Below are 24,758 nucleotides of genomic sequence, written 5' to 3' on the forward strand. Positions count from 1 at the left end.
ATTACTTAGCTGTTTAGCTTGCTCTAACAAGTAATGCTTTAATAAAATAGATGTACATTTATACAAAGGTTATTTTTTAATGAAATTAAAGCTTTTATCAGTTTTAGTTGCGGCTTCTGCTGCAACAAACGCATTTGCTGCAGACGCAGAACAAAGAACATGGGAAGTTACCAGTGAATTAGGTGCTATTGTCACAAGTGGTAATACAGAAACGACCACACTTAAAGGTGGCATCAAAGTTCAGCACAATCTTGAACACTGGAACAACGAATACAAGCTAGACGGCATCTACAAAGAAGATGAAGTTGAAGATGCTAATGGTGACAAAAACAAGCAGCGCACTAACGAGAAGTATTCAATTTCTGCACAAGGTAATTACAAATTAAATGAAGATCATTCTCATTTATTCATTTATGGTTCACACGTTTCAGATTATTTTGGAGCGTATAGAAGTGAGTCAGTAATTTCTGCAGGTTACGGTTTACGTTTATTAAACGAAAAAACTATGTGGCTAAGTGCTGAAATTGGTCCTGGTTATAAATACTTTGAATACCCAGACGATAGCACTGAAGTTGATGACAACGGTAACTCTCTTGCTGGTGAATTTGAAGGCGAAGTAATTGCCTTGGGTAAGTTAGATTACAACTGGCAAATTTCTGAGAATGCACGTTTTACTCAATTAGTTGCTGTTGAGTACGGTGATACAAACACTAAAACTCGTTCTGAAACTGCATTACTTGCAAAAATAAACGGCTCGTTACAAATGAAAGTCGCTTTTAATGTCACTAACAACTCAGATGTTGCTGACGATAAAGAAAGCACTGACACAGAAACGTCATTCACGTTGGTTTACAGTTTTTAACCAATGTAGTTAAGTTAATGACATTAAAGTGACAAAAGGGACGAAAGTCCCTTTTTTATTTTCTTAAAATTAAGGTATTATAGCGGCCAATTTTGGTTGTAGACCTAGGGATATACCTACTCGTGAAAGTTTTTACACAATTTATTAGTGCTTTTATTCTACTTTGTAGTTTTAGTACTTTGGCTTTTACGCCAACAGCGTCTCAAATTGAGCAATTTAAAAAGTTACCGAAAGCTCAACAAGAAGCCCTCGCAAAACAGTATGGTGTTGATATATCAACGATCACTGGTACAAACCAATCTAATAATCAAAATAATACACAGCAGCAAAATAGTATTGGTGAGCGCGCAGAACCCGAAAAAGAAAAGCTTACAGATGAAGAGCGCTTTAAACCAAAAACAGACGAATTAAAGCCGTACGGTTACGAATTGTTTGCAGGTGAACCAACTACATTTATGCCAAGCGAAAATGCCGCAGTACCAGATACATATATTGTGGGCCCTGGCGATCAATTAAAAATAAACTTTTATGGTAAAGAAAGTGACAGTTTTGAAGTTATAGTTGACCGTGAAGGACGTATTAGTATTCCAGATTTAAGCCCTGTTGAAGTGGCCGGTTTAACTTTTGCTGAAATTAAAGAATTAGTAAAAGTAAAAGTAGAGCAAGAGGTAATAGGTGTAAAAGCGTTTGTATCGCTTGGTCAGCTTCGTAGCATGCGTATTTTAGTGCTAGGAGAGGCCTACAAGCCTGGTAGCTACAGTGTTTCTTCATTAACAACCGTTTCGCACGCATTATTCGTAAGCGGTGGCGTGTCTGACATTGCTTCTCTTCGTAATATTCAAGTTAAACGCGCAGGCAACGTAGTTGCAAACTTTGACCTTTACGACTTACTTATTAATGGCGATAGCAGTAACGATATCGTATTAAAGCCGGGCGATGCTGTATTTATTCCATCAGTTGGCGCTCAAGTAACAGTTGAAGGTGCAGTTAAACGTCCCGCTATTTTTGAACTTAAAAAAGGCGAGTCTGCTAAGCAGTTATTAGCGATGGCCGGAGGCCTTAAACCAAATGCATACGCTAAAAGCGCAATTGTAGAGCGCTTTAATTTCGATCGTAAAGAAGTACTCTCGGTCGATTTTTCAAAACCACAAATTAACTATATCCCACAAGATGGCGACCGCATTCGCTTTAATTCAGTTAGCTCGCAATATCAAAATTCAATTAGCTTAATTGGTGCAGTAGCACGCCCAGGTAATTATCAATGGCACCAAGGCAAGCGTATTTCAGATGTACTTAAATCTATACGCGGTGACCTACTACCGCAAGCCGATTTAAGCTACGGCCTCGTCATCCGCGAAATAAATGTAAACGGCGATATAGAAGCGCATCAGTTCGACGTTGCTCAAGCGATTATTAAAAATCCTGAAAACAACTTACAACTTAAAGCTAATGACAAGATAGTTGTATTTAGTCGTTTTGAAGAAAAAGAAGCAGAGCAATCAGCTCTAGCAAATATGGCTCTTAGCCAAGAGCAACAAGAGCAGCAACAAAAAGCAGAGCAATGGCACAAGTTTGAGCAAAAAGAGTTCGAAAAATATATTGGTGTTAATCAAGAAGACGAAGAGCTTGTTCTTGAAGACAATAAAATACTAACAATTGCAGAAATTTCTAAACGCAAAGCAAAAGAAGAAGAAGACCAAGAACTCAAACCTGAAGATTACGCATTATTTAGCCGCCATAACTTATTAGCGCCGATTATTGCTAAATTTAAACAGCAAGCATCAGTGCAACAAGCAATGCAATTAGTTGAAATCAGCGGGAATGTAACTTTCCCTGGTATTTATCCACTAATGATTGGTGGTGAGGTAAGTGATTTAATAACAGCAGCCGGTGGCCTGTTAGAGTCTGCCTACGTAAAACAAGCTGAAATTACACGTATTGTAGCCAGCGATGGTTCTAAAATAGAACACTTACGATTTGACCTTGAAAGCGCCATGAAAGGCGACCTTCAAAGTAATATTACATTACAAAGTAAAGACAGCATCAACGTTTTTGCAATTCCAAATTGGCAAGAAAATGTAAAAGTAGAATTAAAAGGCGAGCTTAAATTTCCAGGCACGTACACTATACGCCGAGGTGAAACGCTAACTGAATTACTTGAACGCGCGGGTGGTTTTTCACAATTTGCAGAACAAAAAGCAGCTGTATTTACCCGTACATCAATTAAAGAACAAGAGGAAAAGCAGTTAGCGCGTTTATCTACAGAGCTTCGCCGCGACATTGCCTCTAAAAGCTTCCAAAACTCGGTAAGTAGCAACACACTTTCTTATGAAGAAATGAACAAGCTGTTAAACGACCTCGCAAGTGTAGAAGCCGTAGGACGTTTAGTAATTGATTTACCTTTAATTGTAAATAATCAACAAAACTTAGTACTGCAAGATGGCGATACACTTTATGTACCAAGTAAGCGCGATTCAATCAGCGTAATTGGTGAAGTTAATTACTCAACATCACATCTTTATAAATCAGGTGTTAGTGTTGATGATTATATAGCGCTAAGTGGTGGCCTTAAAGAGCGTGCGGCTGAAGACCGAATTTACATTATTAAAGCCAATGGTTCAGTGAAAATACCAAACACAGGTGGCTGGTTTGCAGCAAATAATGCTGACCAGTTAGAGCCAGGTGACACAATAGTAATACCAATGGATGCAGATCACATGGATAAATTGACACTTTGGAGTACTGCAACACAGATCCTTTATCAACTTGGTGTAGCTGTTGCTGCGATTAGTAGTATTTAATAACTATGCGCGGTTTTTCCGCGTATTTATTTGTAGGCAGGGCTCTACGCCACGCAGAATGAACTGAGATTTACATGGAAAATAATTTAAACAACCCAAAGCAAACAAGTGAACGCACAATTGCTGACGACGAAATTGATCTACGAGAATTGTTTTCGGTAATTTGGCAAGGTAAATGGGTTGTTATCGCGATCACTACATTATTTGCTGCCGCCTCCGTTTTTTACGCTATTAACCAGCCTAATATTTATAAATCGGAGGCATTATTAGCGCCGGCCGAAGAGCAACAAGGTGGCGGGTTAGGTGCATTAGCAGGCCAGTTTGGTGGGCTTGCAAGTTTAGCCGGAGTTAATTTAGGTGGTGGCAATGCAAGTAATAAAAGCCAATTAGCTATCGAAATACTAAAATCGCGCCAATTTACTAGTCAATTTATCAAAAAGCATAACCTTTTACCCAACTTAATGGCCGTTAAGTCGTGGGATTTAGCCACCGATAGTTTAATTTACAATATAGAAGATTATAATTCGGATACGAATACGTGGTTACGCCAAGTAAAAGCCCCAAAAAATCCTGAACCTTCAATGCAAGAGGCTTATAAAGTGTTTAGCAGTATTTTAACTATAAGTGAAGATAAAGAATCAGGCATGATCACTTTAGCGGTAGAGCATCAATCGCCAGTAATAGCAAAGCAATGGGTTAACTGGTTAATACAAGATATAAATGAAGTAATGAAAAGTCGCGATGTGGCCGAGGCTAATAAAAGCACTGAATTTTTAACTAAACAGTTAAATCAAACAAAAATAGCCGATATACGAACAGTGCTTTATAAATTAATCGAAGAGCAAACAAAAACCATCATGTTTGCTAATGTGCGTGATGAATATGTGTTCAAAACTATCGATCCAGCACTTGTGCCTGAGGAGAAGTTTAAACCTAAGCGGGCTCTTATTTGTCTATTGGGTACCTTGTTGGGGTGTGTGTTAAGTGTAATGATTATATTAGTAAAACACTACACTCGGGTAAATAAAAACTCTAATATTAGTTGGAAATCATCTTGTTAACCAAAAGTTTTAAATCAAAAAAAGAAGTACTAAAGCAGAATATTGTATATGTATTCTGTCCAGATGAGTGCGTAGCTAATATTGTAGAAATTATTAATGAGCATTCATTCGACTTAGTGATCAATGACTTTTCGATCACTGATTTTACAGAAAAGGTGATATGCCATTATAGAAGTGCGCACTTAACTAAGCAGCAACGTGATTTTTTAGTAAACGCAACCGAAAGTGGTGCCTGGGTAGAGCCGTTAGTAAGTTATTTAGACGACAGGTTGAAATATACAGAAGTTCGCTTACTCCACAGTAGCTATTTTTTACATCAAAAAGCGTTTTCGATCTTATCTAATAAAAAAACACAGATAACAAAGAGGGTTGTAGATATAATTAGTGCAATCTTTTTGCTAGTTATAACACTACCATTATATAGCCTTGCTGCATTGTTTATAAAATTAGAAAGTCGTGGCCCTATTTTGTATAAACAAAAGCGCACAGGGCAATACAACCAAGAATTTAAAGTTTATAAGTTTAGATCAATGCGAAGTGATGCTGAAAAAGATGGCGCTCAATGGGCTAGTGAAAACGATGAACGCATAACAAAAGTAGGCAGGTTTATTCGAAAAACACGCATTGATGAAATACCACAACTTATAAATGTTTTACAGGGTACTATGTCTATTGTTGGCCCGAGACCTGAACGTGAAGTATTTATAAAAGATTTAGAGGAAGAAATACCATACTATCGTTTTCGTCACGCTGTTAAACCCGGTGTTACTGGTCTCGCTCAAGTAAGCTATCCGTATGGAGCTTCAGTTGAGGATGCAATTTGGAAGCATAAGTATGATATTCATTACATAAAGCATCACTCTAGTATGCTAGATCTCAAAATTTTATTGTTAACAGTCAAAACTGTAATATTTGGAATGGGTCGTTAATGTCTCAGGTTCATTTAGTATCAATTATAATGCCAGCTTATAACGCAGAATGCTTTATCGAGAAAGCTGTAGAATCTATTTTAAAGCAAACCTATTCTCATTGGGAGTTATTGATAACTGATGATGGCTCTACTGATGGCACGCTAAAAATAATTAAAAAGCTTATTGAGGCAGATAAACGAATTAAGTTGTTTACTACAAATAGGAATGCAGGAGCAGGAGCAGCACGAAATAACTCAATAAAGCAAGCTAAAGGCCGGTTTATAGCTTTTTTGGATGCAGATGACCAATGGTTGCCTAATAAGCTTAACGTACAAATAAACTTTATGCTCGAAAAAAAATTAGCTTTTACTTTCACTTCTTATCAAAAAATTGAGAATAATAAAAAGGTAGGGATTATTGTACCGCCTAAGTTTACAACTTATAACAGTTTATTAAATGGTAATGTTATAGGTTGCTTAACTGTCGTATATGATACTGAAACGTTAGGAAAAAAGTATATGCCTTTAATTCGAAAGAGGCAGGATATGGGGTTGTGGTTAGAAATACTCAAAGAAGTACCTAAAGCTTATGGCCTGCAAGAGGTGCTTGCATTATATCGTGTAGATTCAGGTATGACCAAAAATAAATTTGAAGTATTAAAGTGGCAATGGCTTTTCTATAGGACTGTTGTAGGGCTGAATTTCTTCCGAGCTATGTATCATTTTATAATATATTCAGCTAAAGGCTTAGCAAAGTATTTAAGTTAAATTTAATAATAACAACTTAAATAGCAAGTAATTATCTAAAGGATTTTAAAGTTTATTTGTTATCAAGTTTAAACTTAATAATAAGGAAAGTATGAAAGTCATGGTAGTAGGTACTGCCTATGTAGGCCTTTAAATGTGATTTTGTTAGCGCAAAATAACGAAGTCATTGCGCTTGATATTGACGAGAAAAAAATTGCTCTTTTAAATAATAAAGGATCTCCTATTTTAAACACTGAAATTAGTGAATTTTTAAAGCGTGATGATTTAAACTTTACAGCAACAACAAGTAAGGATGTTGCTTATAAATCCGCCGACTTTGTAAAACTTTCCACACCAACAGATTATGATGTAGATAGTAATTATTTTGATACGAGTTCTGTTGAAGCGGTTATTAAAGATGGGCTATTAAATCAACAGTACCGGTTGGGTTTACGCAATCATTAGAAGAAAAGCTTAATAGCCAAAATATTATATTTCCCCCTGAGTTTTTGAGAGAGGGTAAGGCGTTATACGATAACTTGACCCGTCACGTACCGTAGTTGGTGAGCAAAGTGATCGTGCTACTGTGTTTGCTGATTAACTAAAACAAGGTGCTCTCAAAAAATATATTGAAGTATTATTTACTGGCTTAACGGAAGCTGAGGCTATTAAGTTATTCTCTAATACTTACTTAGTTATGCGTGTGGCATATTTTAACGAGCTCGATAGTTACGCAGAAACCCACGGATTAAATAGTAAGCAAATTATTGAAGGTGTGGGTTTAGAACCGCGCATTGGTACACACTATAATAATCCATCTTTTGGGTATAGTGGCTACTGTTTGCCAAAAGATACCAAGCAACTTAGAGCTAATTACGCAAGTGTACCAAGTAATATTGTTAGTGGGATTGTTGATGCTAATATAATCCGAAAAGATTTTATTGCCGATTCAATAATTAAGCGCAGCCCAAAAATAGTTGGAGTTTACCGTTTAGTAATGAAAATCGGATCTGCTGATGCTAGAGCATCAGCCACTCAATGCATTATGAAGCGTATTAAAGCTAAAAGTATTGAGATTTTGGTTTACGAACCAGTACTTAAAGAAGATGAGTTTTACCACTCACGTGTAATAAAAGACTTAAATGAGTTTAAACAAATATCCGATGTTGTTATACCAAACCGCATGGTTGAAGAGCTTAGTAATATTGCAGATAAAGTGTATACACGTGATTTGTTTAGTAGTGATTAATAACTTATTTAGCAATAAAACCATAATAAGAATGTGACTTTTAGATTAAAATTAATAAGTAATGATAGAACATTATGAGCTAGTCCTATTTTATTGCTTATATAAGCAGGTGGCTCTGTTTACAGGGGAAGCTGCACTTAGGTATACTCTGTGTTTATTAATATATGGCGAAGGTATTGAAGTTTAGTGCAATCAACCATGTTCTTATTTTAGTGTTTAAGTTTATATATGGGAAGGTGAAGTTCTTATAATAATAAGAACTCTGTAGTTTTATGTTTAACCTATAAACGTTGTTAAAAATTAAATTAACATAGTGTATGAGTACAATATGCTCCCATTAAATACATTTAAAACAGTTATAAAGTCGACTCCACTTGTGTCGATAGATTTAATTGTACGAAATAATGATAACGAAATATTACTAGGTGAACGTACAAATCGCCCAGCCAAAAAAGCATGGTTTGTACCAGGCGGAAGAATACTAAAAGATGAAACGCTTGACACCGCATTTAAACGTTTAATAAGAGATGAACTGGGTTTATTTCAAGTCGAACCAAAATTTAAAGGTGTCTATCAACATTTTTACGATGATAACTTCTCTGATGAAGACTTCTCAACTCATTACGTTGTATTAGCTTACGAAATTAATTTTGATGGTGATTTATTATCATTACCAACAGAGCAACACTGTGAATATAAATGGTTTACTGAAAGCGCATTACTACTAAATGACAATGTGCACAAACACACTAAATGGTACTTTCAACGTGACAAGGAAGCCGACAGGCTAATTAAATAGTGTAAAATGTTTAATTACTTACATACAAATTTAAAATTGGAAAGCAATTTATGATCACACCTATTATCATGGCAGGCGGCACTGGTTCTCGATTATGGCCTCTTTCACGTGAATTATACCCCAAACAATTTTTAACTGTTACGGGGGAGTTGTCAATGCTTCAACAAACAATTGCTCGTTTAGCTGAAATAGAGCATTCTGAGCCTGTTTTAATTTGTAATGAAGAGCACCGATTTATTGCTGCTGAGCAGATGCGATTAGGTGGGTTTAAACATGGTGGAATAATTTTAGAGCCAGCCGGTAGAAATACAGCCCCTGCAATAGCACTTGCGGCATTGCATGCCATCTCTAATGCTGTTGATGGTGAAGAACCTATTTTACTTGTACTTGCAGCAGATCATGTAATTGAAGATACTGAGGCGTTTGCTTCCTCTGTAGAAAAAGCATTACCCTTTGCAAATAGCGATAAATTGGTAACTTTTGGTATTGTACCTACTAAACCTGAAACAGGTTACGGCTATATAAAATCGAATGAAAAAGTAGGCGATGCTTTTTCAGTGAGTGAATTTGTAGAAAAACCTAATTTAGCAACCGCACAGGCATATTTGGAAAGCGGTGATTATTATTGGAATAGTGGTATGTTTTTATTTAAAGCACGCCGTTATCTTGATGAACTTGCTAAATTTGCTCCTGATATATTAAACATTTGTCGTAAAGCGATTGCTACACCTGAACAAGATTTAGAATTTGTTCGTGTAGATAAAGCAATATTTGAAACTTGTCCAGATGACTCTGTTGACTATGCTGTTATGGAAAAAAGTGAAGACGTAATTGTCGTACCAATGGATGCTGGTTGGAGTGATGTAGGGTCATTTTCTGCTCTATGGGAAGTCTCGGCTAAGGATAAAAATAATAATGTATTAAAAGGTGATGTCATTTCAGTTGGCTCTACCAATAACTATATATATGCCGAAAATAAACTCGTTACTACAGTCGGTGTTGATAATTTAGTAATCATTGAAACAAAAGATGCAATTTTAGTCGCGAATAAAGATCAAGTTCAGAATGTTAAAGCAATAGTGAAAAAACTAAAAGATGCTGGGCGAACTGAACACAAAATACACCGTGAAGTGTACCGTCCTTGGGGGAAGTACGACTCTATTGATTTCGGTAACCGAGATCAAGTTAAACGTATTACCGTTAAACCGGGTGAGAAATTGTCAATTCAAAAACATCACCATCGTTCAGAACACTGGATTGTAGTTTCAGGTACAGCAAGCGTATTAAATGGTGATAAAACCATTTTAGTAACAGAAGATGAATCAACTTATATTCCCTTAGGTACAATTCACGCACTAGAAAACCCAGGTAAAATACCGCTTGAAATGATAGAAGTACAAACCGGAAGTTACTTAGGTGAAGATGACATTGTGCGTTTTGAAGATCGCTATGGCAGAGTGTAAATGTTTGAACAGTATGGATTATAATGGATAAAATACTATCAAGTGCGGCTATTATCGCGCAAAGCGGTGTTACTTTTGGTACTAGTGGTGCCAGGGGGCTAGTAACTCAGTTTACCGCTAATGTTTGTGCTGCTTTCAGTACGGCATTCGTTCAAAGTATGCAACAAAATAATGAGTTTACCCATGTTGCTATTGCTATTGATAATCGGCCCAGCAGCTATGGGATGGCACAGGCTTGTGCGGCAGCTTTAGCTAACCTTAATATTGGTGTTTTATACTATGGCGTAATACCTACTCCTGCTTTAGCTTATAAAGCGATGCAAGATAATATGCCAGCAATAATGGTAACAGGTAGTCATATACCATTTGATCGTAATGGACTCAAATTTTACCGCCCCGACGGTGAGATAAGTAAAGTTGATGAAAAAGCGATTGTTAATAACGACATAATGTTTAAAGCAGTTGAGAGCGTATCAGAACTAAACGTTAGTTTTGATGCTGCAAATGGATATATTGCAAGATACACGTCATTATTACCCAAATCATTATTGGCCAATAAACGCATAGGTATATACGAGCACTCTAGTGCAGGGCGTGACTTGTATTACAAAATATTCGAGGCATTGGGGGCTGAAGTTATTGCCTTAGAGCGCAGCGATATTTTTGTGCCAATAGATACCGAAGCTGTATCAGAACAAGATATGCTTAAGGCAATTGCTTGGTCTGAAAAATATAATTTAGACATGATATTTTCAACAGATGGTGATGGTGATCGTCCGTTAGTATCGGATGAGAATGGTACTTGGTTGCGAGGAGATATTTTAGGCTTGTTATGTGCAGACACATTAAATATCGAAGCTCTTGCAATTCCTGTAAGTTGTAATACAGCAATAGAAAGCTGCAATAAATTTAAGTATATCTCACGTACTAAAATTGGTTCACCCTATGTTATTGCTGAATTTGCGCAGTTAGCTAAAAAATATGAGAGAATAGCCGGCTTTGAAGCCAACGGTGGTTTTTTGTTGGGCAGTGATATTCAACTAAACAATAAATTATTGAAATCGTTGCCTACTCGTGATGCGATTTTACCAGCAATCATGCTTTTAGTCGCAGCAAAAAAGAGTACTATTTCAGAGCTAGTAGACGCTCTACCAGCTCGATTCACTTATAGCGATAGAATTCAAAATTTTGCTATAGAAAAAAGCCAAGCAATTATTTCACTTGGTAAAAATACGCCTTCACTACTTATGGCTAAACTGGGTTTTGAAAACGTAATTATAGATACAGTTGATGAAAAAGATGGATTAAGAATAACATTTGAAAATGGCAACATTATTCACTTGCGTCCATCAGGCAATTCACCTGAACTACGTTGTTATGGTGAAGCGAACGATTTTTCAACAGCAAATAAAATTGTTTTGAGCACGTTAAGTAAAGTTAAAAGCCTAGATATAAATTAAATACATGATTATTAAATTTTGGTATTACTTAAAAGTAATACTATAAAATTTGAGTAAAGGAATTAGAAATGACAAAGAATAAAGTTGCATTAATAACAGGCGTTACAGGCCAAGACGGTTCTTACCTTGCTGAATTGTTACTTGAAAAAGGGTATGAAGTACATGGTATAAAGCGCCGTGCCTCGTCGTTAAATACAGAACGTGTAGACCATATTTATCAAGATAATCATGAGAAAAACCAAAAGTTTTTTCTACATTATGGTGATTTAACCGACTCGTCTAACTTAACGCGTATAATTAAAGATGTACAGCCAGATGAGGTTTATAATTTAGGTGCGCAAAGTCATGTAGCTGTATCATTTGAGTGCCCTGAATATACAGCCGATGTTGATGCTATGGGGACGCTACGTTTACTCGAAGCAATACGTTTTTTAGGACTTGAGAAAAAAACAAAATTTTATCAAGCTTCAACTTCAGAGCTTTACGGTGAAGTGCAAGAAATACCTCAAAAAGAAACTACTCCATTTCATCCACGCTCACCTTATGCCGTAGCTAAAATGTATGCTTACTGGATAGTGGTAAATTACCGTGAGTCATACGGCATGTACGCGTGTAATGGTATTTTATTTAACCATGAGTCTCCTCGTCGTGGTGAAACCTTTGTAACCCGTAAAATTACACGGGCGATTGCCAATATATCACAAGGGTTAGAATCTTGTTTATACCTTGGGAATATGGATGCACTTCGTGATTGGGGCCATGCTAAAGATTATGTTCGTATGCAGTGGATGATGTTGCAGCAAGATGTTGCTGACGATTTTGTTATTGCTACAGGTAAGCAAATTAGTGTACGTGAGTTTGTTACTTTATCGGCTAAAGAAGCTGGCATAGAGCTAGAATTTACAGGTGAAGGTCTCGATGAGATTGCAACTGTTAAAGCTATCATTGGTGATAATGCACCAGCACTAAAAGTTGGTGACATAATTGTGAAAGTTGATCCGCGTTACTTTAGACCTGCCGAGGTAGAAACCTTATTAGGCGACCCGTCAAAAGCGAAAGCTAAATTAGGCTGGGTTCCACAAATCACAGTAGAAGAAATGTGTTCAGAAATGGTTGCAAATGATTTAGATAAAGCTAAACAACATGCCATTTTAAAAAATCATGGCTATAGCCCAGCAGTTTCAGTTGAGTAGGTTTAATGAAAATTTTATTGACTGGTGCTAATGGCATGGTTGGCAGAAATATTTTAGATATTTCAAAGCAATATCAACATGAATTTTTGGCCCCAAGTAGTGTCGAACTTAATTTATTGAATGAAGATTCAGTCAATAAATATATTAACAAATATCAGCCGGATATGATTATTCATGCCGCAGGTATTGTGGGCGGTATTCAAGCTAATATGGCACAACCAGTTAAGTTTCTGGTTGAGAATATGCAAATGGGACTTAATATACTCACAGCGGCAAATGATTCAGGGGTTAATCGCTTTTTAAATTTGAGTAGCTCTTGCATGTATCCTCGTGATGCGCTGAACCCGTTAAGCGAAGAGTTAATCTTAAAAGGGGAGCTAGAGCCAACTAATGAAGGTTATGCATTAGCTAAAGTTACAAGCACTCGCTTATGCGAATATATTTGTAAAGAAAACCCAAATAAAACTTATAAAACGATTATTCCATGTAATTTATATGGCCGTTTTGACAAATTTGATCCAAATCATTCGCATATGATACCAGCGGTTATTCGGAAAATTGCTGAAGCAAAAGAAAATAATTTGGCTGAAATAGATATTTGGGGTGATGGAGAAGCGCGCCGTGAATTTATGTACGCTGCAGACCTTGCTGATTTTATTTTTTATGCAATTGATAATTTTGAAAAAATGCCACAAAACCTGAATGTTGGTTTAGGTACTGATTATACAATTAATGAATATTATCAAGCTATAGCGAATGTAGTTGGTTATACGGGAAAGTTTAAACACGACTTGAGCAAACCTGTAGGCATGAAACAAAAGTTAATAGACGACAAAAAATTAAAAGAATTCGGCTGGCATTACAAAACTGAATTAGAAGCCGGTATTAAAAAAACGTATGAATTTTATTTAAGAGAGTATTGTAATGACTAATTATGCACTAGCAAGCAGCACCTGGGACGAAAATGAGTATTCTGCAATTCAAAGAGTTATAGACTCAGATATGTTTACCATGGGTAAAGAAGTTGCTCAGTATGAAGAGGATTTTGCAAAGTTTTTTGGCTCTAAATATGCGTTAATGGTTAGTTCTGGCTCTACAGCAAATTTATTGATGATCGCGTCTTTATTTTTTACTAAGAATGAATCGCTAAAGCTAAAACGTGGCGATGAAGTAATTGTACCAGCCGTATCATGGTCAACTACTTACTTTCCACTTCAGCAGTATGGTTTAAAAGTTAAGTTTGTAGATATTGATCGCAAAACTTTAAATATGGATTTAGATAAGCTAGAGGCTGCGATAACTGATAAAACGAGAGCTATTTTGTCAGTGAATTTACTCGGTAACCCTAACGATTTTAACCGCATGAACGAAATAATTGCGGATCGTAATATTTTTGTTTTAGAAGATAACTGTGAATCAATGGGTGCTACCCTAAATGGTAAGCAAGCAGGTACTTATGGTGTAATGGGAACATTTAGCTCATTTTTCTCGCACCATATAGCAACGATGGAAGGCGGTTGCGTTGTTACTGATGACGAAGAGCTTTACCATATTCTGCTTTGTATACGTGCACATGGTTGGACTCGTAATCTACCTAAGTTTAATAAAGTAAGTGGTGAAAAAAGTGATGATGCATTCGAAGAGTCATTTAAGTTTATGTTGCCAGGTTATAATGTTCGTCCATTAGAAATGAGTGGTGCATTAGGTATTGAACAGCTTAAAAAGTTACCTCGCTTTATTGATATGCGCCGTGAGAATGCAAAACTGTTTCAGTCATTGTTTGCTGATCATCCTTTTATCGATATTCAACAAGAAACTGGCTCGAGTAGTTGGTTTGGTTTTTCATTAATTTTAAAGGAAAATGCACCTTATAGCCGCGCCGATTTGGTTAAATTATTAACTGAAAATGGAATTGAGTGTCGACCGATTGTAACTGGTAATTTTTTGAAAAATAAAGAAGTACTTGAGTACTTTGATTACGAAGTTTCAGGAACATTAGAAGCAGCCGAGTATTTAGATATAAATGGTTTGTTTGTCGGTAATCATCAAAACGGTATTAAAAAAGAAATTGAATTGTTATCAAAACTCTTAAATAAATAGTTTATATGCTATTCAATCTACTTAAAAAAACATTAATTATTATACGAAAACTCTTTTCCTTTACTCTCTGGAGAAGTTGTGTCTATTTCGTATTATTTAAACTAGGGAGAGGAGGAATATCTTTTCCTCTTAAAGTAGAAAGAAACGCTACTATTAAGAATTTATCAACAATAAAAGCAGGTAAGAATTTAATAGTTTCTCAAAATGCATTTATTGATCCCATTGAATTACTAATTGGTGATAATGTTTGGATAGGGTACAACTGCTTTCTTTGTGGAAATGTAAAAATTGGCGATGATGTAATGATTGGACCTAATGTATCTATTCCTGGAGCAAACCATAACTACGATGTTCAAGGTGTTGTATACAGAAAGCAAGGGTTATCAGTCACAAATACTGCTATAGGCAATAATGTTTGGATTGGAGCAAACTGCGTTGTATTGGATGGCGTTAGTATTGGTGATAATTCAATTATCGCTGCCGGAAGCGTTGTAACCAAAAGCGTTCCTCCAAATGTGATATTTGCAGGAATTCCTGCAAAAAAAATAAAGGATATTCCATTTGACTAGAATTTGCTTTTATTCTGATTATTTTAAAGAAAATGATTGTTTTAATTTATCTGATTTGCAAAAGAATAGAGACAATTTTTTGTATTTTTTATATCTTTTAAGGAAAAAACTTCTAGATAGAAATATAGAGTTATCCACTAAAGATATATGCCCAGTTAGTTCTTCTGAACTTGTAATATATAATGAAACACCTGCAATTGAAATTGATAGTTGTAAAGATTCTTTTCTAATAATCTGGGAGTCAGAAGTTATTAATCCTAGTAACTGGAATATAGAAAAGCATCAGAAGTTCAAAAAAGTGTTTACTTGGCATGATGAATTAGTTGATAACAAAAAATACTTCAAGATAAATTTTGCTCATAAATTTCCTGAAAATAGAAGTGTACATAAAATGATTCAAAAAAAAATAGAATCAAAAAAACTATGTACACTTATAGCTGGAAATAAAAAGGTTAATCATACTCTAGAATTATACTCAGAAAGAGAAAAAACAATTCGTTGGTTTGAAAAAAACACGAAAGATAGTTTCGACTTTTATGGGGTAGGTTGGGATAAGCATACATCGGCTAATCGTTATATACGTTATTTGTTATCAAAATTCACTTTTGTAAATAAGTTACTACCAACGGTTTACCCTTCTTACCAGGGGGCTGTAAATAGCAAAAAAGAGACCCTAAGTAATTACAAATTCGCGATTTGTTATGAAAATGCACAGATGATTCCGGGTTATATTACAGAAAAAATATTCGACTGTTTTTTTGCAAGTTGTGTTCCCATTTATTGGGGGGCTCCTAATATAACAGAGCACATTCCTGCTGATTGCTTTATAGATCGTAGAAATTTTGATTCTCATGAAGAGCTCTACAATTTCATAAACAATATGTCAGAAGATGAATACAATACAATTCAAGTAAATATAGAAAATTATCTTTTTTCTGAAAAAGCGAATCCTTACAAAGCTGAAACATTTGCACATACAATAGCTCAGCATGTTTTAAGCGATCTTAAACAATAGCGACTCTGTATATTTTATTAGGCAAACAATGATTAAAGTAAAAGCCATTGGCGGATTAGGCAATCAATTATTTCAATATGCTACAGCTAGAGCTATAGCTGAAAAGCGAGGGGATGGTGTAGTGGTAGATATGAGCGATTTTAGCTCTTATAAAACACACCCTTTTTGCTTAAATAAATTTAGGTGCAAGGCGACTTATGAGTCAAAGCCTAAATTGATTAATAAGCTTTTAAGCAATGAAAAGATTAGAAACTTATTACAAAAACTTGGTTTTATAAAAAAATATTATTTTGAAACTCAATTACCTTTTAACGAAGATGTTTTATTGAATAATAGCATCAATTATTTAACTGGTTATTTTCAGTCTGAAAAGTACTTTTTAAGTATTCGAGAGTGTCTACTAGACGAGTTAACTTTGATTGAAGATCTCAATATAGCTGAAACAGCAGTGAGCAAGGCAATCAAGAATGCTAAAAATAGTATCTCAATACACATAAGGCGTGGTGACTATGTGTCTAACGAGGGGGCTAATAAAACTCACGGTGTGTGTGATAGTGATTATTTTAAAAAGGCATTAAATTATTTCTCAGAAAGAAAATTATTAGATGAACATACAGAGCTTTTTATTTTTTCTGATGATATTGAGTGGTGCCGAAATAATTTGAGTTTTGATTACAAAATGAATTTTGTAGATGGCTCAAGTGAAAGACCAGAGGTTGACATGGTACTAATGTCACAATGTAAGCATCAAGTGATTTCTAATAGTACTTTTAGTTGGTGGGGGGCATGGCTTAATAAAAACGATGAAAAGGTCGTAGTGGCTCCTAAAGAATGGTTTAAATCTACAGACCTAGATTCTACTGATATAGTTCCTAACCAGTGGATTAAATTGTAATTAATGAAAAAAATATTTAACAAAGCTAATAAAGATATCGTAATTCTTGTTTTTGGTAAAGTGTTACAGATTATTATTGCTCTTTTGGCAGTTAGATTACTTACTACATTTTTATCTGAGTCAGAGGTCGGAAGTTACTACTTATTATTGACACTATTAACTTTATTTAATTTTGCTTTTTTAAACCCTGTAGGCCAATATTACAATCGATATGTATTATATTGGAAACAAAACGCAAACTTGTCAAATGCGAACGCTATGCTACTTTTGTCTAGAGCTTTTGGTATTATTTTATCGTTATTTGTAGCTACATTTATTTATTTTATTTTTGATTATTCCACATTATTCCAATTTACGCATTTTATCCTTTTTATTTTCATTTCACTAATAGCGAGTAGCTACTTAGCATTTTTAAACGTTATTAACCTCATTGGTAATAGGCTTCTGTTTATTAAATACTTATTATTGTCCTTAGTTCTAGGTATATCACTTTCTATAATTATTAATTTATATATTAGTGACACAGGAATGGCGTGGTTATATGGAATAGCACTTGCTCAACTCCTACTTTTTTTACCAATGTACAATAATATAAATAACTTTGACAAACTAAATGTTAAACTTTTATCTAGAAAAATCAGTGTGATTCAATGCAAGAGAGTTATGTTTTTTTCATTTCCAGTGATGATTACTCTTTTTTTACAATGGGGGCAAAATAGCTCATATCGACTTATTGTAGAAGATAAGTACACGGTTGAAGTTTTATCATATATTGCCGTAGGTTTAGCTGTCGCTACCTCTATATTTACAGCTGTTGAAAGTTTAGCTACACAATATTTTATGCCCAATTATCTTAATCAAATAAACAACGGGACGAGTGAGGAACGCTCAGCTGCTTGGAATTATTTAGCTAGTTATATGATTCCAATATATTTTTTATTAATGATGTATGTGATTTTTACAGCACCCTTTTTAATGAAGTTGTTAGTTAATGAGAAATATCATAACGCATATTCTTATGTAATGATTGGAGCGAGTATTGAGTTTTTTCGAGTTTGTTCAAATTTAATATACTTAGTATCGCAATCAGAAGTTAAAACCAAAACGACCATCATCCCCTACTTCACTGGTTTTACGATAATGGTTTGTGGTTTATATTATTTCGATGCTAATGACGCGCTATGGCTTATACCCTCAACGCTTTCATTTACATATTTTTTGATATCAGCAATGCTGTATTTCAACATGAAAAAATTGCTAGCCATTAAACTTGCTTTTGGTAACATAATCTTTTCTTTCTTATTATCGTCCTTTTTTTGTACTTTGTTCTTTTTAAATAAAGAGCAAAATATATTAAATTCAATTTTAATTATTTTGGTTTTTGGTGGCGTATTTTTGTTTTTTAGTTACTTGATTTTTAGAAGGGCAAGTTTTAAATATGGCGAAAGGCTATTTAATTTAGATAAAGTGGATATTAAATAACTTATATAGGCTTTGTTTTTTGCTGTTGTATTTTATAGCTTTTTTCTTTTTGTAGAAAATGGCCTAAGGAAGAGTAATTAAGGATTTTAATGTTTTTCTATATTGTTATATTTTTAGCTGTTAGTTTGTTGGGGGTTTCAAAGTTCAAATATAAAAATTTCTCAATGATATTTTTACTTTTTACTGTATCAGCTGTTCGCTTCGATGTTGGATTCGATTTTCTTTCATATTACACTTCTATAGTACAGTTTAAGCCTGGAGATATGACTTATATAAGGTTTGGCCTGTTACATGGTGGGTTAATTGAATTATCCAACTATATTAACTTCCCACAACTTTATTTTATAATTACTTCCGCAGTGATGTATCTATTTTTTCATTTGGCTATAAAAAATCATAGTGAAAATTATTTTTACTCAATATTAATTTTTATTTCAATACCATTCTTTTTTTTAATGTCAGTTAATTTTATAAAGCAATTCACTGCAATGGCGGTGGTTTTATATAGTACAAAATATATTTTCAGTCGTAGTTTCTTAAAGTTTTTCTGTTTTATCTTACTCGCTACGATGCTCCACACTACAGCTTTTGCTTGTTTGTTTTTGTACTTTCTTTACAGAAAAAAAATACCAAGTGTAATATTAATTGCATTTTTTATAAGCTCTTTTTTCTCATTCTCTTTAGCTCAAAAATTAGTGGACACTATATTCCCATTTTATTCCCATTACCTTCTTGTTAAGGTCGAAGGAGGTAAAATGTTTCAGCTGCTATTGATTGTAATTTTCTCTTTGTTTATTTTAATTAGAAAGTTATTCCCAGACAAAGAAACACATTTTTATTTTTATGCTTTTACTTTGGGTGCATGTATATATAATACATTTCAACCAATAGGGTTTTCAGCTACTAGAATAAGTTACTATTTATTAGTTTACTTAGTACTTCTGGTGCCTTCGTTGGGTGTAAGGATAAGAAAACCCCAATTTTCTCTTGTAATATTATCTTTAACGTTTCCACTTTTTGTAATTTCTTTATACGTTAATTCTAAAGTGGGTACCCGTAGCCCAAGCATTCCCTATCAAGTATTTATTTACAAAAATATTCATGATATTCGCCCTTATGGTTGGGTCAAAAAAGATGAATAACTGAGGATTACATGTCTATTTCAATTATTTTACCTGTTTATAATGCTGAGCAGTATTTAGATGAAGCTATACAAAGTATTTTGGTGCAATCACACAAACAATTTGAGCTTATATGTGTTGATGATGGCTCTACAGATGGTAGTTTAAAAATAATACAAAAATATGCTCGTGCTGATGCTCGGGTAGTTATTATTAGTCGAAAAAATAAAGGGCTTATTTATAGCTTAAACGAAGCTATAAACATGTGTAAATATAGATATATAGCGAGAATGGATGCTGATGATATATGTGAGCCTGAACGTCTAGAACTACAAATAAAGGCCATGAAAAGTAAAAAGCTGGCAGTTATTGGATCCTCTTATTCATATATTGATACAACAGGAGTTAAAACTGGAAGCCGGTTATTACCTACAGGACACAGAGTTATTTCTTGGTTGATGGATTTTGGATCTCCTTTCTGTCATCCATCCGTTATGTTTGATAAAGAGCTTATTGGTACAGAATTACGTTATGATCCTAACTACAAGCACTGTGAAGATTATGAATTATGGTTTAGATGTCGCCGAATTGGACTTAAACTTGGTAATCTGAAGGAACTAGTCTTCAAATATAGAGTTTTAGAAACAAGTATTTCACGTTTAAATAACCAAGAGCAGAGGATTGCTTCAATTAATCTAGTTGCTAAATACTGTGATTTTGTTGAAAATAAAGACGAGGCTGAATATATACTTTATGGTCGAAAACATGCTAAAGATTTAAAGATGGTAAGTAAGTTTTTACTTCGTACTTTACGGCAGTTCAATTTAGCTAAAGCATTTTTTGTTTTTTTGTATCTCATTAAGTAAAAGGAATTAAAATTGTTAAGCGTACTTATATCTTGTTTATATAATAGACTGGGAAATATAGAGACTATAATTCAAGGGCCTGTTCCAAATGTTGAATATATTATTGTTGTACAAGGAGCTATAGAAGAAGAGCTTAATGCATTTCTACACAATAATAATTGGACTTACCGTAGCGATTTAAAAATTATATTGGATTCTAATGTAGGTGTTACGCATAGTCGAAATTTAGCTATTAAGCATGCTAGTGGTGAATATGCTCTATTTACAGATGATGACGTTACTTTATCCAATAATTACGTCAAATTACTATCAGATAGCTTTTCCCAATTCCCTGAATATGATTTTTTCACATTTAATGTTGAAGATGAAAATGGTGACTTACTTAAGCCTCCTCTATCTAAAGGGGAACATACTCGACGAACGATTCTTGGGGTCGGTACAATTCAAATTGCAGTACGTTTAAATTCCCAAACGGTAAATTATCAATTTCCGTTAGAGCTTGGTGCTGGGGCTAAATATCCATGCTGTGATGAACCTGTATACTTATCTTTATTTCTGAATAAAGGACATAAAGGAAGGCATATCGATAAAACTATCTGTCAACATCCTAAAGAGTCCTCAGGTAGTTCGCTAAATAGTTACGCAAAAATAACTTCTCGGTTTATAGCATTTAACTATATCTTTGGTAGAACATTAGGCGTTATTTTATTTTTGGCTTTTATTTTGAAAAATATAAAAAAAATACTTGTTAAGTAGTTATAATGAACAGAAAAATGGCCACGAAAGCTCAAGTTAATTAAGCTTTTTTAGTTTACTTATCAAATTTAATTATTTGTTCACATACTATGTTGCTGTACTAATTTCTATTAATACTTGTTCGTTTAATATCGCTTTATATTTTTTAGTCAACGCAGCTTTAGCATCATCATCGCCATGCACAATTTTTATATGGCTTGGCTTTTTATGCATACCTGTTACAAACTTAATTAATCCGTTTTGATCGGCATGGGCGCTGTAGCCACTAATTGTATGTACTTTGGCGTTTATAGTAATGCGAGCATCGTTTATAAAAACATAGCCATTACGTGGGCCATATTTTTGAATTTCGCGGCCGAGCGTTTTGTTTCCTTGGTAACCTACAAATAATACATCGGTGGTTTTGTCATTTAAAAATCGCTCAAGATAATTAACTATTCGCCCACCAGTACACATACCGCTTGCCGCTAATATTATTGCTGGTGTTTGCCGCGAACTTAAATAGTTGATAACAGCCATGTGCTCTTTGTGTGAATCAACCGTAGTTAGGTTTTTAAAATCGAGCGGGTGCCTACCGTTTGCAACTTTGCGTTTAGCTTCGCTATCCCATAAGTGTTTAAAGTTTTTGTATTGCTCAGTAAAATTGGCTGCCATTGGGGAGTCGAGTATTACGTGAATGTCTCGCCACTTAGACTTTTTAGATGAGCTGTGTATGAGTTGCTCCAGCTCATATAGCAGTTCTTGTGTGCGGCCAATACTAAAAGCAGGTACTAAAACAACGCCGTTGTCGGCTACGGCGCGTTCAATAATGTTTTTTAGCGTTTTTGTACGCTCTTTACGGCCTTGGTGATTTTTATCGCCGTAGGTTGATTCAATAACGAGGGTGTCGGCTTTATAAGGCGCTTTAGGCGAAGGGAGTAGCGGGGTATACGGCGCGCCTAAATCTCCTGAAAACACAACGCGATGTTTGTTGTTATTATTATTTGTAATATCAATTTCAACGTAGGCAGAACCTAATATATGCCCAGCACGCTGAAATCTCGCCTTAGCTTTATCGGGCGCTTTGCAAGGCAGTTCAAACCACGTTTTATAATCAACAGCAACTATGCGTTTATTTAATAAGCTTAAGCAGGCAGCTATAATTTTAGGGTCGCGGGTTACACCCACTTTTAAAGCGTCTTCAATTACTAAAGGTAATAAACTGGCCGATGCAATACTTGTAAAAATAGGGCCTTTAAAACCGGCTGCTAATAAGTAAGGAATTCGACCAACATGGTCAATATGGCAATGGGTAACAATAAGCGCAGTAACATGGGTAACATCAAATTCAATTGAAAGATCTGCTTTAGAATCCTCACCCTGAAATAATCCGCAATCAACAAGCACACTTGTTTGCTCGTTAATTACCAGTTCGTGGCACGAACCGGTAACTCCATTAACCGCTCCGTGGTGAAGTATTTGCATGATGGCTCACAGTAATTAGTCGTTTTTGTAATGATATTTACAGTAGAAGTTAAATTACAAAGATTCAAGGTAGGCTATAGGCGCAGTGTTTTAATAATAAAGAAAGCATATTTTCTTTATTAAAACTTAATTCCTAATTTATTTATAATTTAGCTGTCGTAGATCAACGTTCAGGCTATATTTAATCATATTTATTTACCATACTGTCGATTGCACGCTATGGTCGGTTATCGAGAGATAGAATTAAAGCTGTAATAGTATTGAAGTACTTTAAACGACTATTTGTGGTATTATTTTTAACATTGAAAAAATAAATCATTACAAAACTAGTGATAAATCATGTGTTTTAAGTGCTTTGTCTTGATAATATAGTTGTAATTAGCCATGCATAAATGTAAAGGTTTTGTATACTTATGAGAAGTACATATTCGTTGCGCTTTAGCTATACTTTTACACATATGGATACATAATGGATTTTTGGTTCCCTCTCTCAATTACGTTTATTATCTCACTTGTTGCCATAAAAGTGATTAATCCTATTGCTGTAAAAACAGGGTTGGTTGACTTCCCTTGCGATAGAAAAATACATAAAGGAAACATCCCTTTAGTTGGCGGAATTGCAATTTATTTAGCCGTATTAATTACTTCAATGTTATTTATAGAACACAGCCGAAACTTAAATATTTATTTAGTTGCATCAGCGTTGGTACTTTTTTTGGGTACTTTAGATGATCGTTATCAACTCTCGGTAAAAATCCGACTTGTTGCACAAGTGCTTGTAGCCTCGTTAGTTATATTTGGAACAGAGATCTACTTACACAGCTTAGGATATATTTTAGGTTGGTTTGAACTCAAATTAGCAGGATTTGGAATTGTATTAACGGTTATTGCTATTATTGCAGGAATCAATGCTATTAACATGATGGATGGCATGGATGGATTAGTCGGTTTACTCAGTGTAGTTGCATTTACTGCTTTGGCGTTTTTACTAAGTCGAGTAACTAATGCATGGTATTTGCTACCTTTTTTATTTATTGCTGCCTTATTAGGGTATTTAATATTTAATCTTAAACTGCACAGCTCAGTCACAAAAATATTTATGGGTGACTCAGGCAATATGCTCATAGGCTTAACTCTAGTTTGGCTTATGGTAATAGGGATAGAGTTAGATGCGCCAGCATTAAGACCTGTAACTGCCTTGTATATAATTGCTGTACCTTTAATGGATATGGCAACAGTAATAATGCGAAGAGTCAAATCAGGTGTATCCCCTTTTCAGGCTGACCGACAGCATTTGCATCATATTTTTGAAGCAGCAGGTTACAGCCATCGATTTTCGCTTATTGTTATTTCGTCTGGTGCAAGTATACTTGCCCTGCTAGGTTGTTTAGCTGAAGTTTATGCAGTTGCAGAGTGGATAATGCTAGTGTCTTTTTTATTGTTTTTTATGTGTTATTCGGCAATTACTAAACAAGTATGGAAAAAGCTAACGAAAATTTAGCCACATCAAGGATTTTATTTTGTTACTTACCAATAGATTAGAAAATAAATAATGAAAAATAATAAAGTTATACTATCACTTCTCCCTTTTCTGTTTTTAACAGGCTGTGCTATGTCACCCCCTGTTCTTCATGCCACACGTGCTCTAATAGACGAACCAATAAAATCTAACAGTGCTAGCGCATTACCCACGTATTTAAGTGATGTATTAGACTCTAAGCCGCAAGGCTATACAGGGCAATACAATAATATTGAGTTTACATTAGGCCTGCAATATACGTCAGCATTGGGTGAAAACTGTAGAGTGGTTTATTTAAAAAGAGCAGAACAATTAGCCGAACAAGAACGTCGAGCTGTGTGTAAAAATACCAACCAGCAATGGGTAGTAACGCCTCAAGTAATTGAAAACAAAAACAACCAAATTAGCTTTGGAGCTTAAGCCCTT

The 24,758-nt window shown here is 34.8% G+C and carries 21 protein-coding genes and 1 pseudogene; 21 read left to right on the forward strand and 1 reads right to left on the reverse strand.

The window, feature by feature from the left end; translation table 11 throughout:
- Window positions 1-79: 79 nt before the first annotated feature.
- From H5157_RS04245 to H5157_RS04335, 19 genes and pseudogenes are all read left to right on the forward strand, one after another.
- Window positions 80-862 (forward strand): YdiY family protein, encoded by a 783-nt coding sequence (locus tag H5157_RS04245; protein WP_024596589.1) that lies wholly within the window; start codon window positions 80-82, stop codon window positions 860-862.
- A gap of 122 nt (window positions 863-984) precedes the next feature.
- Window positions 985-3,663, forward strand: coding sequence for an SLBB domain-containing protein (locus H5157_RS04250; protein ID WP_182671015.1), 2,679 nt, complete (start codon window positions 985-987; stop codon window positions 3,661-3,663).
- Window positions 3,664-3,737: 74 nt separating this feature from the next.
- Window positions 3,738-4,724 (forward strand): Wzz/FepE/Etk N-terminal domain-containing protein, encoded by a 987-nt coding sequence (locus H5157_RS04255; protein WP_002958441.1) that lies wholly within the window; start codon window positions 3,738-3,740, stop codon window positions 4,722-4,724.
- Window positions 4,718-5,653, forward strand: coding sequence for an exopolysaccharide biosynthesis polyprenyl glycosylphosphotransferase (locus H5157_RS04260; RefSeq protein WP_182724213.1), 936 nt, complete (start codon window positions 4,718-4,720; stop codon window positions 5,651-5,653). Before H5157_RS04255 ends, H5157_RS04260 begins: the two co-directional genes overlap by 7 nt.
- Window positions 5,653-6,402, forward strand: coding sequence for a glycosyltransferase family 2 protein (locus H5157_RS04265; RefSeq protein ID WP_002958443.1), 750 nt, complete (start codon window positions 5,653-5,655; stop codon window positions 6,400-6,402). The genes H5157_RS04260 and H5157_RS04265 overlap by 1 nt, the downstream gene beginning before the upstream one ends.
- A 91-nt stretch (window positions 6,403-6,493) precedes the next feature.
- Window positions 6,494-7,630 (forward strand): annotated as a pseudogene (locus H5157_RS04270) (nucleotide sugar dehydrogenase).
- Window positions 7,631-7,958: 328 nt separating this feature from the next.
- Window positions 7,959-8,429 (forward strand): GDP-mannose mannosyl hydrolase, encoded by a 471-nt coding sequence (locus H5157_RS04275; protein WP_002958446.1) that lies wholly within the window; start codon window positions 7,959-7,961, stop codon window positions 8,427-8,429.
- A gap of 50 nt (window positions 8,430-8,479) precedes the next feature.
- Window positions 8,480-9,892 carry a mannose-1-phosphate guanylyltransferase/mannose-6-phosphate isomerase gene (locus H5157_RS04280; RefSeq protein WP_002958447.1) on the forward strand — a complete coding sequence of 471 codons (1,413 nt, stop codon included), beginning with the start codon at window positions 8,480-8,482 and terminating at the stop codon, window positions 9,890-9,892.
- A 23-nt stretch (window positions 9,893-9,915) separates the two neighbouring features.
- Window positions 9,916-11,352, forward strand: coding sequence for a phosphomannomutase (locus tag H5157_RS04285; RefSeq protein WP_002958448.1), 1,437 nt, complete (start codon window positions 9,916-9,918; stop codon window positions 11,350-11,352).
- Between the two features lie 68 nt (window positions 11,353-11,420).
- Window positions 11,421-12,545: a GDP-mannose 4,6-dehydratase gene (gmd, locus tag H5157_RS04290; protein WP_002958449.1), complete on the forward strand. Its 1,125-nt coding sequence runs from the start codon at window positions 11,421-11,423 to the stop codon at window positions 12,543-12,545.
- A gap of 5 nt (window positions 12,546-12,550) precedes the next feature.
- Window positions 12,551-13,477 carry a GDP-L-fucose synthase gene (locus H5157_RS04295; protein WP_002958450.1) on the forward strand — a complete coding sequence of 309 codons (927 nt, stop codon included), beginning with the start codon at window positions 12,551-12,553 and terminating at the stop codon, window positions 13,475-13,477.
- Window positions 13,470-14,645 carry a DegT/DnrJ/EryC1/StrS aminotransferase family protein gene (locus H5157_RS04300; protein WP_182724214.1) on the forward strand — a complete coding sequence of 392 codons (1,176 nt, stop codon included), beginning with the start codon at window positions 13,470-13,472 and terminating at the stop codon, window positions 14,643-14,645. The genes H5157_RS04295 and H5157_RS04300 overlap by 8 nt, the downstream gene beginning before the upstream one ends.
- Before the next feature lie 5 nt (window positions 14,646-14,650).
- Window positions 14,651-15,214, forward strand: coding sequence for a DapH/DapD/GlmU-related protein (locus H5157_RS21045; RefSeq protein ID WP_182724215.1), 564 nt, complete (start codon window positions 14,651-14,653; stop codon window positions 15,212-15,214).
- A complete protein-coding gene (locus H5157_RS04310; RefSeq protein WP_182724216.1) occupies window positions 15,207-16,229 on the forward strand; it encodes a glycosyltransferase family 10 domain-containing protein in 1,023 nt (340 codons plus the stop codon). The genes H5157_RS21045 and H5157_RS04310 overlap by 8 nt, the downstream gene beginning before the upstream one ends.
- Window positions 16,230-16,257: 28 nt before the next feature.
- A complete protein-coding gene (locus H5157_RS04315) occupies window positions 16,258-17,124 on the forward strand; it encodes an alpha-1,2-fucosyltransferase (protein ID WP_002958454.1) in 867 nt (288 codons plus the stop codon).
- 3 nt (window positions 17,125-17,127) lie between these two features.
- Window positions 17,128-18,606: a lipopolysaccharide biosynthesis protein gene (locus H5157_RS04320; RefSeq protein WP_182724217.1), complete on the forward strand. Its 1,479-nt coding sequence runs from the start codon at window positions 17,128-17,130 to the stop codon at window positions 18,604-18,606.
- Window positions 18,607-18,695: 89 nt separating this feature from the next.
- On the forward strand, window positions 18,696-19,748 hold the full coding sequence (locus H5157_RS04325) for an EpsG family protein (protein WP_182724218.1): 1,053 nt from the start codon (window positions 18,696-18,698) through the stop codon (window positions 19,746-19,748).
- An 11-nt stretch (window positions 19,749-19,759) separates the two neighbouring features.
- Window positions 19,760-20,593 carry a glycosyltransferase gene (locus tag H5157_RS04330; RefSeq protein WP_182724219.1) on the forward strand — a complete coding sequence of 278 codons (834 nt, stop codon included), beginning with the start codon at window positions 19,760-19,762 and terminating at the stop codon, window positions 20,591-20,593.
- A gap of 12 nt (window positions 20,594-20,605) precedes the next feature.
- Window positions 20,606-21,349: a glycosyltransferase family A protein gene (locus tag H5157_RS04335; protein WP_182724220.1), complete on the forward strand. Its 744-nt coding sequence runs from the start codon at window positions 20,606-20,608 to the stop codon at window positions 21,347-21,349.
- Window positions 21,350-21,436: 87 nt separating this feature from the next.
- On the opposite strand, the gene H5157_RS04340 is transcribed toward H5157_RS04335, so the two are convergent.
- Complete coding sequence (locus H5157_RS04340) at window positions 21,437-22,813, reverse strand: MBL fold metallo-hydrolase RNA specificity domain-containing protein (RefSeq protein ID WP_182724221.1); 1,377 nt, start codon at window positions 22,811-22,813, stop codon at window positions 21,437-21,439.
- 469 nt (window positions 22,814-23,282) lie between these two features.
- On the opposite strand from H5157_RS04340, the gene wecA reads away from it, so the two are divergent.
- Window positions 23,283-24,314 carry a UDP-N-acetylglucosamine--undecaprenyl-phosphate N-acetylglucosaminephosphotransferase gene (gene wecA / locus H5157_RS04345; protein ID WP_165723976.1) on the forward strand — a complete coding sequence of 344 codons (1,032 nt, stop codon included), beginning with the start codon at window positions 23,283-23,285 and terminating at the stop codon, window positions 24,312-24,314.
- A 111-nt stretch (window positions 24,315-24,425) separates the two neighbouring features.
- Entirely contained in the window at window positions 24,426-24,752 is a 327-nt protein-coding gene (locus tag H5157_RS04350; protein ID WP_002958461.1) for a DVU3141 family protein, read from the forward strand.
- Window positions 24,753-24,758 lie beyond the last annotated feature (6 nt).

This window comes from Pseudoalteromonas sp. SG43-3 (assembly GCF_014164385.1).
Lineage (GTDB): Bacteria > Pseudomonadota > Gammaproteobacteria > Enterobacterales > Alteromonadaceae > Pseudoalteromonas > Pseudoalteromonas distincta.